The sequence below is a fragment of the Micromonospora sp. WMMD956 genome (assembly GCF_029626125.1).
GTDB lineage: Bacteria > Actinomycetota > Actinomycetes > Mycobacteriales > Micromonosporaceae > Micromonospora > Micromonospora carbonacea.
In genome coordinates this window covers 2,369,731-2,382,078 of the sequence record NZ_JARUBI010000005.1, presented here as the reverse complement: position 1 = coordinate 2,382,078, position 12,348 = coordinate 2,369,731, and the positions used below count along the sequence as shown (strand labels likewise).

At 71.5% G+C, this 12,348-nt stretch carries 10 protein-coding genes; 9 read left to right on the top strand and 1 reads right to left on the bottom strand.

Annotated elements, in window-relative coordinates; genetic code table 11:
• The first annotated feature begins 435 nt into the window (after positions 1-435).
• The 9 genes from O7628_RS10965 to O7628_RS10925 all read left to right on the top strand — a co-directional run bounded on the left by O7628_RS10965 (position 436) and on the right by O7628_RS10925 (position 11,293).
• Positions 436-1,887 carry an RICIN domain-containing protein gene (locus tag O7628_RS10965; protein WP_278130085.1) on the top strand — a complete coding sequence of 484 codons (1,452 nt, stop codon included), beginning with the start codon at positions 436-438 and terminating at the stop codon, positions 1,885-1,887.
• Positions 1,888-1,988: 101 nt separating this feature from the next.
• Complete coding sequence (locus tag O7628_RS10960) at positions 1,989-2,783, top strand: PrsW family glutamic-type intramembrane protease (RefSeq protein ID WP_278130084.1); 795 nt, start codon at positions 1,989-1,991, stop codon at positions 2,781-2,783.
• A gap of 209 nt (positions 2,784-2,992) precedes the next feature.
• Positions 2,993-4,945 carry a hypothetical protein gene (locus O7628_RS10955; protein WP_278130083.1) on the top strand — a complete coding sequence of 651 codons (1,953 nt, stop codon included), beginning with the start codon at positions 2,993-2,995 and terminating at the stop codon, positions 4,943-4,945.
• A 362-nt stretch (positions 4,946-5,307) separates the two neighbouring features.
• On the top strand, positions 5,308-6,081 hold the full coding sequence (locus O7628_RS10950) for a hypothetical protein (RefSeq protein ID WP_278130081.1): 774 nt from the start codon (positions 5,308-5,310) through the stop codon (positions 6,079-6,081).
• Positions 6,082-6,108: 27 nt separating this feature from the next.
• Positions 6,109-6,606: a YcxB family protein gene (locus O7628_RS10945; RefSeq protein ID WP_278130080.1), complete on the top strand. Its 498-nt coding sequence runs from the start codon at positions 6,109-6,111 to the stop codon at positions 6,604-6,606.
• Positions 6,607-6,955: 349 nt separating this feature from the next.
• The gene (locus O7628_RS10940; RefSeq protein ID WP_278130078.1) at positions 6,956-7,561 is read left to right on the top strand and encodes a lytic polysaccharide monooxygenase; all 606 of its coding nucleotides are present in this window, start codon (positions 6,956-6,958) and stop codon (positions 7,559-7,561) included.
• A 264-nt stretch (positions 7,562-7,825) separates the two neighbouring features.
• Entirely contained in the window at positions 7,826-9,265 is a 1,440-nt protein-coding gene (locus O7628_RS10935; protein WP_278130076.1) for a non-reducing end alpha-L-arabinofuranosidase family hydrolase, read from the top strand.
• Positions 9,266-9,423: 158 nt separating this feature from the next.
• Complete coding sequence (locus O7628_RS10930) at positions 9,424-10,632, top strand: aldolase/citrate lyase family protein (RefSeq protein WP_278130074.1); 1,209 nt, start codon at positions 9,424-9,426, stop codon at positions 10,630-10,632.
• A gap of 46 nt (positions 10,633-10,678) precedes the next feature.
• Complete coding sequence (locus tag O7628_RS10925) at positions 10,679-11,293, top strand: dihydrofolate reductase family protein (RefSeq protein ID WP_278130072.1); 615 nt, start codon at positions 10,679-10,681, stop codon at positions 11,291-11,293.
• A 16-nt stretch (positions 11,294-11,309) separates the two neighbouring features.
• Here O7628_RS10925 and nshR read toward each other — a convergent pair whose 3' ends face one another.
• Complete coding sequence (gene nshR / locus O7628_RS10920; protein ID WP_278130070.1) at positions 11,310-12,233, bottom strand: NshR/TsnR family 23S rRNA methyltransferase; 924 nt, start codon at positions 12,231-12,233, stop codon at positions 11,310-11,312.
• Positions 12,234-12,348: the final 115 nt, after the last annotated feature.

Here is a 12,348-nt window from a genome sequence, read left to right as displayed (position 1 = left end):
CGCTCACTTTACCCATTTCGGAAAGTCGCGCCTAGAGCTGAAACGATTTCTGGAAACAGGAATGTCATCATCGAAGATCAATGTTCTCGACCGGGATCGCCGCCCGTTGGCGGGTCGAGTCCATCGAGGCTGTTCATTCTGTCGATGTCGGGGTGTCGGGTCCCCGCGCCCGTCGGTCGAGGGAGCTGGCGACGCATCGAGCGAGCATCCTCGATGCCTTGACACCCCGGATGAGATCGCTAACACTGAGCTGCAACGCGGACTTAACAGGCAGATAACATGCTGCCCCCAGCGTCCCGGGAGGACGTCGTGACCCTGGTTCCACGGCGCGCGGCGCGGACGACCGGCCAATTCCCGACCGGGCTCACGCCGCCCGACGGTCACGAGCCGGCCCCGTCACGGCGTCGCCGGCCGACACGTCGGTTGCTGGCCGCCTTGACCACGCTGACGACCGCCGTGGCGGCGATGGTCGGCGTCGTCGTCACGTCGGGCCCGGCCGTTGCCGCCACCAACCAGTTCCGGGGCATGAACTGGGCCGTCCTGGGCGACAACTTCAGCACCGGCCCCCTCGTGGTGCAGGGCCTGAGCGCGTCCGACAGCAACGCGACGGTACGGGCCAAGGCGAACGCCCTCTACGACGACATGGCCGCCACCTTGGGGGTCAACACCGTCCGGCTGCCGATCAACACCCACACCGTCGGGACGGCCTGGTGGGAGGCTTACCGGGGGGCCATCGACGCTGCCACCGCCCGCGGGTTCAAGGTCATCCTGGCCTACTGGGAGGACGGCGCCGCCTCCGGCGGCAGGATCACCAACCTCACCGCCTGGAACGCGATGTGGTCCACGGTGACCAACACCTACGGCACGAACCCCAACGTCTACTTCGAGCCGATGAACGAGCCGCACGGCTACAGCTCGGCGGAGTGGCGCAACGTCGCGGCCAACTGGCTCAGCTACCACTACTCGGCGGTGCCCGGCCGGGTGCTCATCGGCGGCACCGGCTTCAGCCAGGACCTGCGCGACATCTGCACCGACAGCCGCTTCAACGCGACGCTGCTGTCCTTTCACTACTACGCCTTCTTCTACGGCGAGATGACCTACGACGCCTTCCGGAGCCACATCCAGGCCCGCCTCGGCAACTGCGCCTCCCGCGCGGTCGCCACCGAGTTCGGCGCGCCCATGAACGACGGCCGCAACTACGCCGACGCCAACAGCACCGACAATTTCGTGCGCTACATCCGCGCCATGGCCCAGGTCATGCGCGACAACCAGATGGGCGGCACCTACTGGCCCGCCCTCGGCGGCAAGCCCGGCAGCATCGGCTACGACTGGTACTCGATGTACTCGCTCAGCGGGAGCGGCACCGACCTCAACCTGACCGTCCGCAACCCCTCCGGGGCCGACCGGATCCGGTACGGCTGGGGCGACGCCATCGGCAGCGACCCCACGACGCCGCCGCCGACGACGGGGACGTTCTACCGGGTCACCGTGCGGCACAGCGGCAAGGCGATGGACGTCCAGCAACCGAACACCGACAACGGCGCGCGCGTCGGCCAGTACACGTACGGCGGCAACGCGTGGCAGCAGTGGCAGTTCCAGGACGCCGGCAGCGGCTACTGGCGCATCGTCAGCCGGCACAGCGGCAGGTGCCTCGACGTGGTGGGCGCCTCCAGCGCCGACGGCGCCGAACTCATCCAGTACACCTGCGGCAGCGGCACCAACCAGCAGTTCCAGCTGGTCACGAACGGCAGCTACTTCCAGCTCCGGGCGCGGCACAGCGGCAAGTGCGTGGACGTGCCGGCCGCGTCGACGGCGGACGGTGTGGTCCTCAAGCAGTATCCGTGCAACACCGGCGCCAACCAGCAGTGGTCGCGCGCGGCAGTCTGACGACCGGCCGGGCCGGGCGCGCCGTCGCCGGGGCGGGAGTGACCGCACCGGAACGCCGGCGCGCCTTCCCGCCCCGCCCCTGACCTTGGAATACTCCGGACATGGCCAAGTTCGGACGCCGGTGGGCGTGGGTAGCGGTCCTCGTGCTCGGCGTAGCCCTCTACCTGCTGGTGCTGGCGACGCTCGTCGACACCCGGAACATCAACTTCATCCCGGCGCTCATCATGCTCGGCGCCTCCATCGCCCCCGCGACGTTCCTGACGTTCGCGCAGGGGCGCACGGGCCAGTGGCAGGTGCCCGGGTCGGTGATCGCGGCGGCGGCGTTCTTCGGCGGCATCATCGGGGTGGTCGCCGCCGGGTGGCTGGAGTACGACACCCTGCGCGGCCTCGGCGTCCTGCCGATGCTGTTCGTGGGGCTGATCGAGGAGACCGCCAAGCTGGTCGTCCCCGTGCTGATCCTGCTGCTCTGGTGGCCGCACCGCTCGGCCGGCAACGGCCTGGTCATCGGCGTGGCCAGCGGAGCCGGCTTCGCCGCCCTGGAAACCATGGGGTACGCCTTCACCGCCCTCGTCCAGTCCCAGGGCAACCTCGGCGACGTCGAGCAGACGCTGCTCGTGCGCGGGCTGACCGCCCCCGCCGCCCACCTGTCCTGGACCGGCCTGACCGCAGGCGCGCTGTTCGCCCTCGCCGCCGCGCCCGGCGCGCGCCGGGTGCTCGTGTTCGGGGCGACGTTCGTCGCCGCGGTGGCGTTGCACGCCTGCTGGGACACCTTCGCCAGCCAGCTCGCGTACGTGCTCGTCGGCCTCGTCTCGCTGGGCTGGGTGCTGCTCCAGATGCACCTGTACCGGCGGGCCGACACCCGGGCCCGGAGCGCGGCCCGGCCGACCGCCGGGTGACCACCGGCCGGCCGTGCTCCGCGCCGGTGCCGAACGGCGTCGACCCGTCGGGCGCGGTGCGCCTGCCCGCGTGACGTGACTCCCGCTGCCGGGCCGGACTCATGCCGGGCTCTCATCGTCGTCCGGCCCGGCTCCGAGGTGCCGCTGCGACCGTGGCGGCGAGCACCCGGGCCACCCGGCCCGCCGCCCAGCACACTCCGAGGAGCAGCATGCGCAGTCGCCTCCTGACGGCGTTCGTCGTTGTGGCCGTGGCCGCGGTCGTACCGCCGGCGAGCGCACAGCCGCGACCGTCGACCGCCCACGGCCCGAGCCACGAACCGATCGAGGTCGTCGCGACGATCCCCTTCCCCGGCGGGGTGGTCCCCCAGGACCCCAAGACCGGCGGCACCAACTTCAGCGCGGACCTCGCCCCCGACGGCCGGCACATCGTCACCACCTTCGCGCCCACCGAAGGGGAGAAGCAGGTCGGGGTGATGGATCTCGACGGGACCGACTTCCACTGCATCACCTGCGGCAGGATGAAGTCGGCCTGGGGCCCCGACGTCTTCCCCGACCAACAACGGATGCTGGTGCAGGTCCCCAGCCCCGTCGACAGGTTGACGGAAGCCCTGCCGGACGGGCTCAACCCGCTCTCCGCCGGCACCGGCGACCAGAGCTACGCGATCGTCGAGTGCCTGCCGAGCGTCTACGACTGCCGCACCCTGCGCAGGCAACCGCTGGAGTTCCCCCGCAACTCCCTCCTTGAGGGGGCGCAGAACCGGACGGTGTCCGTCTCGCCGGACGGCAGGTACGTCAAGTGGGCGGAGATCCGGACGCTCCAGGGGTCGGTGATGGTCATCGGCCGGCTCCACTCCGACGGCGCGAAGTACACCGTGCGGGATCCGCTCGTGCTGAACCCGCCGTACCGCCTCGACTCGGACGTGGCCGCGTGGTCCGACGGCAGCCGCTACTACGAGACCGGCGCCTTCGCCGACGGCGGCCGGACCCTCAAGTACGGCACGGAGGGCACGGCGCTCAACTACGACATCTACGAGCTGGACCTGGCGACCGGGCGGCGCACCCGCGTCACGACGGACCTCGACTACAACGAGCTGTACGCCGCCTCGCCCGACGGCGCCAGCCTCGCCTACAGCTCCGGTCGCGGCCTCGACCGGATGACCGTCTTCTCCCAGGTGACCCGGCCGCCGCTGATCGACCTGATGAGCTTCTCCCAGCTCGGACGGATCGCGCTGTGGAACAACCGGCTGTGCATGAACGAGATGTGGCTCATGCCCCGGGGGACCCAGTCGGGCACCTACGGCGGGCAGCCCGTCGTCCCCGAGGACAACTGGCACATCCGTGGCTGGAGCTGGTTCGCCGACGGCGCGAAGGCGCTGGTCACCGAGTTCAGGGATCCGGCCGAGGCCACCCCGGTCGACCCCGCCGAGCGGGTCCGGCTCCAGATCCTGTCCTTCCCGAACCGGAAGCCGACGGCCCCGGAGCCGGTCGTCGACCTCGACACTGTCGACATGGCCGGCTGGGCGATCCCGTACGACCGCTACGTCGGGATGGGGGCCCACGCGGTGACCGACCGGACGATCGCGGGCAGCGCGGCCGGCACCGCCCGCGTCCGGTATCTCGGCACGTTCGCCGCCGGGTCGTGGACCGTCGACTACGACCACTACTCCGAGGACGGCGTCACCTTCCTCGACGGCTCGGAGAGCATGGCCACCCCCAGTCCGGTCGTCCTCGGCGTCTACCGGGCCGACCTGAGCCTCACCGGCAGCCGGCACGGTTACCTCCGGGCCGACCTCACCGTGTTGGGGCAGGACCGCTACCGGGGCAGCATCGTCAGCGAGGTCGACGGCAGGCGGCTCAGCGGCGTGCCCACGCAGGAGACGTGCCCCGGCGTACACCAGCCCGATCTGCGCCTCACCGCCACCGCCACCGTGGTCACGGCCGGCACCGCGCGGATCCGGGCGACGGTCGACAGCCGCGTGCTGGCCGACGCGGCGTACCGCCCGGTCGCCGGCGCCGCCGTCGAGGTCGCCGGGGTCACCGCGACGACGGCCGCCGACGGCACCGTGTCGTTCGACGTGTCGGCCCGGTCGGGCGACGTGCTGCCGGTCCGGGCCGGCGCGGGCGGCTTCCGCCCGGCCGACGTGCGGGTGACCGCCGGGTGAGCCCGGTGGGGCCGGCCGACGGCCGCGCCGGCCCCACCGCCTGCGGGCGTGCCGTGGCCCTGCCGGTCGCGCCGCCGGGCCGGGAGGGCGTCGACCATCGTCGATGTTGCCGGAACGCGTGCGGCGTGCTGGAATGGATCACATCGCCGCAGCACGGGGGCAACCGCGCTGGGAAACGGTGAGCACGGGAGCATCGCAGCGCCGGGAACGCGCCGCTTCGGCGGGCGCGCGCCGCCTCGCCGGGCCGATTCCGTGACGACGGGCAGGAGCCCCGTCGTCGGCACCCTTTCCCGCCACGACCGAGACGTCCGGCCTCCGACCCGCCACGGGCGGCCGGGGCGCGGACGTCATGGAGGATGACCATGCGCAGTTACCTCGCGGTGCTCACCGCCGCCCTGATCCTCGGCAGCGCGGCCGGCAGCGTCCCGGCCGGCGCGTCGACCGCCTCTCCGCGGGCGTGCGACCGCGGCCTGCTCTTCTGCGAAGACTTCGAGCGGCTGCCCCCCGGCGGTCCCAGCACCCTGAAGTGGGGCGTCGACACCCGCAACGGCACGCTCACCGTCGAGCGGGCCCGCCACGGCAACCAGGTGCTGCACGTCCGCACCGTCGACAACGGGCGCGCCTTCCTGCGCGTCGACGACTTCGCCGCACCGGGCAACCGCTTCTTCGGCCGGATGCGCCTGCGCGTCGACGCCTTCCCCACCGCCCCCGACTGGGCGCACTTCACGCTGGTGGAGGCGACCGGCGCGGGCAGCTCGGAGGTCGTGCGCCCGGTCGGCGGCCAGTACGCGCCCACGGTGCCCGGCACCTTCTGGGGGGTGGGTGCCGACGGCGGCCCGACCGGCGACTGGACCAACTGGCGGGAGTCCGCCCCGGTCACCGAGGACACCTGGCAGTGCTTCGAGTGGGAGCTCGACCCGGCCGACAACCGCGTCGCGGTGTGGATCGACGGCGTGGCGAACCCGGAGCTGACCGCCTCCACGAACGACCACGGCGGCAACGACGTGCCCTTCGTCCTGCCGGCGGTCGACACGGTGAAGATCGGCTGGCAGCTCTACCAGGGCGGCACCACGCCGGGCGAGTTCGACCTCTGGATCGACGACATCGCCCTCTCCACCAACCGGCTCGGCTGCTGAGGCGGGTGGGGGCACTATCGTTCTGGCGTGCACATCCGCTTTGACGTACCTGCCGATCCTGGCTACCCGGGCCGCGTGGCCGCCGCGCTCAGCAGCGTCCGGCTGCGGAGGTACGGGCAGGTCGGCGCGGTGCTGCTGGTGGTCGGCGCGGTCGGGTTCGCCGTTTCGCGCGGGTCCGCGCGGGGCGAGCAGTTCTCGTCGCTGTGGCTGGCGTTGGTCGTGGGCGGCCTGCTGTCGATGCTGTACGCGCCGTGGGTGCGGTGGCGGGCCCGGCGGCGGTCCGGCCGCTACGCCGTCGAGGGCGGCTACGACATCACCGACGACAACATCATGATGCGGAGCGGCTCGGAGTCCGGCGGCATCGCGTGGGACGGGGTCGACCAGGTGCGGGTCACCCCGGAGTTCTGGATCGTGTACGTCGGCCGGATGCCGGCGACCGTGATCCCCCGGGGCCTGATGTCCGCCGAGGACGCTGAGACGCTGCGCGCCTTCATGGCCGCACGCGGACTGCTCCAGGAGCGGTGACCCGTCCGCCGCGACGCGCCACGGCGGTCGCGGCGGACGGACCGGGTTCCTGCCGGGATACCCGCGCCGAGGTCGTGCCGAGGATGGGAATCGCGCCGGAGGCCGGTCTCCCTTTCGATCTCCCTGTGGCGTGATCGAAATTTCTCAGCAAACTCAGCGGAATAATTCATCGTGAGATATCAATAGATGATCATTGATATAGTGACCTATCGGTGCGATGCTGGTGTAAAGCGCTCTTAACCCGATATTGAGCGCCGGAGAAGGAGGATGTGCAGTGTTTCCACACCAGTCCGATCGATCCGGTCGCCCCTCCCGGTCGGCGGTCCGTCGGTCCGTACAGGCGCTCGTCATGGTGTTCGCCATGCTGGCCGGCACGCTGACCTGGGCCGGCGCGGCCCAGGCGCACGGCACCATCGTCAGCCCGGCGACCCGCGCCTACCAGTGTTGGCAGGCCTGGGGAAGTCATCACACCGACCCGGCCATGCAGCAGCAGGACCCGATGTGCTACCAGGCTTTCCAGGCCAACCCGGACACCATGTGGAACTGGATGAGCGCGCTCCGGGACGGCCTCGGTGGCCAGTTCCAGGCCAAGACTCCCGACGGGCAGCTGTGCAGCAACGCCCTCAGCCGGAACGACAGCCTGAACCGGCCCGGTGCGTGGAAGGCGACCAACATCAGTCGCAACTTCTCGGTCCAGCTCTACGACCAGGCCAGCCACGGCGCCGACTACTTCCGGGTCTACGTCAGCAAGCAGGGGTTCAACCCCACCACCCAGAGCCTCGGCTGGGGGAACCTCGACTTCATCACGCAGACCGGGCGCTACGCGCCGGCGCAGAACATCACGTTCAACGTCTCGACGTCCGGTTACACCGGCCGCCACATCGTCTTCGTCATCTGGCAGGCGTCGCACCTCGACCAGGCCTACATGTGGTGCAGTGACGTGAACTTCGTCTGATCGGCGCGACCGGCCGCACCGGTACCGCTCCGACCCGAACGCCTCGGGCCGCAGTGGTGCCGGTGCGGCCGCGTGGCCGGACCCGGGCGCGCGGCCGCCCTGGGCTGAGTCGAGGATCAGGGTGGCGCGTCTGCGCGGATGGCAGACGCATCAATGTCTTGAGGCGATGGGAGCGCTCCCGTAACATACCTGACGCGGCTGTTAACGGTCACATTGTCGGACCACCACCAATTTCGAGCCGCCGTCCCATCAGGAGGATGCCTTATGGCAAGATCCAAAGCGACCAATGTCGGCGTGTTGTCCGCCGGCGTCGCGTTGCTGGCTTCGGCGACGGTCGCCGTGGCCTTGCCGGCCAACGCCGCAGCCGCCGGCTGTTCGGTGACCTATGCCGTGTCGTCCCAGTGGGGGGAGGGCTTCGGCGCCAACGTGTCGATCACGAACCTGGGCGACCCGGTGAGCAGTTGGACGCTGACGTGGTCCTACGGCGCGGGCCAGACGGTCACGCAGGCGTGGAACGCGACGGTCACCCAGAGCGGCGCCGCGGTCACCGCGAAGAACGTGAGCTACAACGGGTCGATCGCGACCAACGCCTCGGTGTCGTTCGGCTTCAACGGGTCCTGGTCGGGCAGCAACCCGGCGCCGACGAGCTTCGCCCTGAACGGCGTGGCGTGCAACGGCGGCACGCCCCCCACGACCCCGCCGACGACGCCCCCGACCAACCCGCCGACGACCCCGCCCCCCACGACGCCCCCGCCGACGACGCCCCCGCCGACCACCCCGCCGGCCTCCTGCGCGCTGCCGACGTCCTACCGGTGGTCGTCGACGGGCCCGCTGGCGCAGCCGAAGGCCGGCTGGGCGTCGCTGAAGGACTTCACCATCGCTCCCTACCAGGGCAAGCAGTTGGTGTACGCCACCACCCACAGCAGCAGCGCCACCGGCGGCTGGGGTTCGATGAACTTCGGCCTGGTCGACAACCTCAACCAGCTCGGCTCGGCCCCCCAGAACACCATGAGCCAGAGCACCGTGGCGCCGTCGCTGTTCTACTTCGCGCCGAAGAACATCTGGGTGCTGGCCTACCAGTGGGGCGGGACGGCGTTCTCGTACCGCACGTCGACCAACCCGGCCAACGCCAACGGCTGGTCGGCCCCGCAGACGCTGTCGACCGCGACGATCACCGGCTCCGGCACCGGGCCGATCGACCAGACGATCATCGGCGACGACCAGAACATGTACCTGTTCTTCGCCGGCGACAACGGCAAGATCTACCGCCAGATCATGCCGATCGGGAACTTCCCGGGCAGCTTCGGCTCCAGCTACACGACCATCATGAGCGACACCTCGGAGAACATCTTCGAGGCGCCGCAGGTCTACAAGGTGCAGGGCCGTAACCAGTACCTGATGATCATCGAGGCCAGGACCAGTTCCTGGGAGCGCTACTTCCGCTCGTTCACGGCGACCAGCCTGAGCGGCACCTGGACGCCGAACGCGACGACCTACAACAACCCGTTCGCGGGCAAGGCCAACAGCGGCGCCACCTGGACCAACGACATCAGCCACGGCGAGCTGCTGCGCACCAGCGCGGACCAGACGAACACGATCGACCCGTGCAACCTGCAGCTGCTCTACCAAGGCCGCGCCACCAACTCGGGCGGCGACTACGGCCTCCTGCCGTACCGGCCGGGTCTGCTGACCCTGCAACGCTGACCGCGTGAACCGACGCCGACGGCGTGAGTCAGCGGCCGGCGTGAGTTCGATCGAGCGGCGGGTCCGGCGCAGGCCGGGCCCGCCGCATCGTCGTGGTGGTCCACGGCGACCGCGTCGCCGGGCTTCCTCGCCCTGCCCGCATGCGGGATGATCGATGGATGTTGGACCCCGCAGTCCTGCACCGGCTCGACGCCCTCCTCGCCGCCGACGACCAACAGCGGGCCGCGCGCTATCCGGGTCTCCCTCCGGCTGGCCAGCCCGTGCACACCGTCTACGTGCCGGCCGACCGGCACGGTCCGCACACCGTCGACGAGTGGCGGGCCGCCGCGCTCGCGGCGCTCGACCGGCACGGCCCGCTGCCCGGCGTGGCCGACGCGCTGGCCGCCCGGGTCCGCGCCAAGCTCGCCGCCGAGCCGGTCGAGGACCTGCGGATCGACTTCGAGGACGGGTACGGCGTCCGGGGCGACGCCGAGGAGGACGCCGCCGTCCGGGCCGCCGCCGCCGCGCTGGCCCGGGGGCCGGTCACCCGCCACGTCGGGCTGCGGATCAAGTCGCTGGAGCCGGCGACGCGCCGCCGGGCGGTACGCACCCTCGACCTCTTCCTCGACGCGCTGCTGCGCCACCGGCCCCTGCCCGACGGGTTCCGGGTGACCCTGCCGAAGGTGACGTCGCTGCCCCAGGTCGAGGCGATGGTGCAGCTCTGCGCCGAGCTGGAGGCCGCCCACGGGCTGTCGCCCCTGCGCTTCGAGATCCAGGTGGAGACCCCGCAGGCCGTGCTCGGCGCCGACGGCACCGCGACCGTCGCCCGGATGGTGCACGCCGCCGCCGGCCGCTGCGTGGGGCTGCACTACGGCACCTACGACTACTCGGCCGCGCTGGGTGTCGCCGCCGGCCAGCAGAGCCTGGAGCATCCGGTGGCCGACCACGCCAAGGCGGTGCTCCAGGTGGCGGCGGCCGGCACCGGGGTCGCGGTCAGCGACGGGTCGACCAACGTGCTGCCGACCGGCGACCGCGCGGCGGTGCACGCCGGCTGGGCGCTGCACCTGCGGCTGGTCCGCCGGTCCCTGGAACGCGGCCTCTACCAGGGCTGGGACCTGCACCCCGGGCAACTGCCCACCCGGTTCGCGGCGACCTTCGCCTTCTACCGGGACGGGCTGCCGGCGGCCGCCGCCCGGCTGCGGGCGTACCTCGACCGGGTCGACGGCGGCATCCTCGACGAGCCGGCCACCGCCCGGGCGCTCGCCGGATTCCTGCTGCGCGGGCTCGACTGCGGGGCGCTGGACGACGCCGAGGTGTCCGGCCCGGCCGGCGTCGCCCGGTCCCACCTGCACGAGATTGCCGGTGGCCGGCCGATGAGTTTGGGATGATGCGCCGGTCTGCCTGCCGAATCACCTGATCTGAAGGGGGCATCCGATGGCAAAGGTCATCTCCACGCTCTTCATCTCCGCCGACGGGGTGGCCGAGATCGATCCCGACTGGCACATGCCGTACTTCGACGAGAACATGGGCCGCGCCGTCGGCGAGGACTACGACGCCGCCGACGTGCTGCTCATCGGCCGCGAGACCTACGACAGCTTCGCCGGGGCCTGGCCCGACCGCGAGGCCGCGGGCGGCGACGACGCGCCGTTCGCCAAGCAGCTCGGGGACATGCGCAAGGTGGTCGTCTCCCGTCAGCCGCTGGAGTTCTCCTGGCGCAACTCGGAGCTGGTCGACGGCGATCTCCTCGATGCCGTCGCCGCCCTCAGGGCCGACGCCGGCGTCCGGGGCATCCTCATCCCCGGGTCGATCTCCGTGGTGCAGCAGCTCCTCGCCGCAGGGCTGGTCGACGAGCTGCGGCTGTTGGTGCATCCGGTGGCGGCGCGCAAGGGACGCAGGCTGTTCGACGAGGGCGACGCGCCGTACCACCTGAGGGTGACGGCGACGGAGGCGTATCCGACCGGCGTGCTCCGGGTGATCTACGCCCCGACCACGACGCCCGGGAAGGTCGGCTACGACGAGGTCAAGGGCCAGGTGCCCGCCGGGAGGTAGCGCGGACGGGGCGCGGTCAGCGGCTCCGGCGGCCCGGGAAGGCCGGTCGGCTGGGTCGTCCGGCGCCGCGCCCCGCGGCCGGCGGCCGCGGGGCCTGGGGCGGCTGCGGAGCCCGGGGCGGCTGCGGGGCGCGCCGTCGGTCGACGAGGTTCCAGCGGGAACGCTCGTAGAGCGCGATCCCGGCGCAGACGGAGACGTTCAGCGACTCCGCGGCCGGGTTGATGGGGATCGACACCGTGTGGCTGGCGATGCTCTCGAAGGAGCTCGACGTGCCGGTCTTCTCGCTGCCGAGCAGGAGGCCGAGCTGCTCGTCGGCGTCGCGCAGGTCGCCGACCGCGAGGTCGCCCTCGGTGTCGAAGGCGATCAGCGGCACACCGGTGCGTCGGAAGTGGTCGATCGCGTCGGCGCGCGACGCGAGCACGATCGGGAGCGAGAAGACGTAGCCCCGGCTGGCCCGGACCAGGCGTCGGTCCGCGATGGTGGTGAGGTCGCTGTCCACGAGCACGATGCCGCCGGCGCCGAGCGCGAAGGACGTGCGCACGATGGCGCCGATGTTGCCGACGATCTTCACGCCGTCGAGGACGACGATGTCGCCCGTCGTGCGGGCCAGCTCGTCGAAGCTCCACGGCCTCGGCACCCGGGCGATCCCGAACGCCTTGGGCTTCTTGTCCGTCTTGAACAGGTCGTTCATGATCGGGGCCCCGACCAGGCGGACCGGGATGTCCCGCTGCCGGCAGGCCGCGAGCACCTCGCCCGGGACGGGGGCGGTCTCCACCCCGTAGACCTCGATGAACTCCAGCCCGGCGCGGATGCACTCCACGAGCGGCTCGGCGTCCTCGATGAGCACGGTGCGGACGACGGATCGCGAGTGCTTGGTGACGTCGGCGATCCGCTGCACGGCCGGATCCGACCGGTCGGTGATGACGTCGGGGCTTACCACGAAATCGACCCTAACAGAGCCGTGATCGGCCCCCGTTCGTGATGGACCGGCGCGGGTCCGCCGCCGGTCACGCCGGTGCCGCCGAGTCGCTTGCGTCGGGCGTCCACCGCTACTA

What these genes read in the sequence shown, in the direction of transcription:
- O7628_RS10960 (WP_278130084.1), top strand. Translation starts at nt 1,989, where the DNA reads ATGGCCAAGTTCGGACGCCGGTGGGCGTGGGTAGCGGTCCTCGTGCTC.
- O7628_RS10935 (WP_278130076.1), top strand. Translation starts at nt 7,826, where the DNA reads ATGGCAAGATCCAAAGCGACCAATGTCGGCGTGTTGTCCGCCGGCGTC.
- O7628_RS10940 (WP_278130078.1), top strand. Translation starts at nt 6,956, where the DNA reads ATGGTGTTCGCCATGCTGGCCGGCACGCTGACCTGGGCCGGCGCGGCC.
- O7628_RS10930 (WP_278130074.1), top strand. Translation starts at nt 9,424, where the DNA reads ATGTTGGACCCCGCAGTCCTGCACCGGCTCGACGCCCTCCTCGCCGCC.
- O7628_RS10955 (WP_278130083.1), top strand. Translation starts at nt 2,993, where the DNA reads ATGCGCAGTCGCCTCCTGACGGCGTTCGTCGTTGTGGCCGTGGCCGCG.
- O7628_RS10950 (WP_278130081.1), top strand. Translation starts at nt 5,308, where the DNA reads ATGCGCAGTTACCTCGCGGTGCTCACCGCCGCCCTGATCCTCGGCAGC.
- O7628_RS10925 (WP_278130072.1), top strand. Translation starts at nt 10,679, where the DNA reads ATGGCAAAGGTCATCTCCACGCTCTTCATCTCCGCCGACGGGGTGGCC.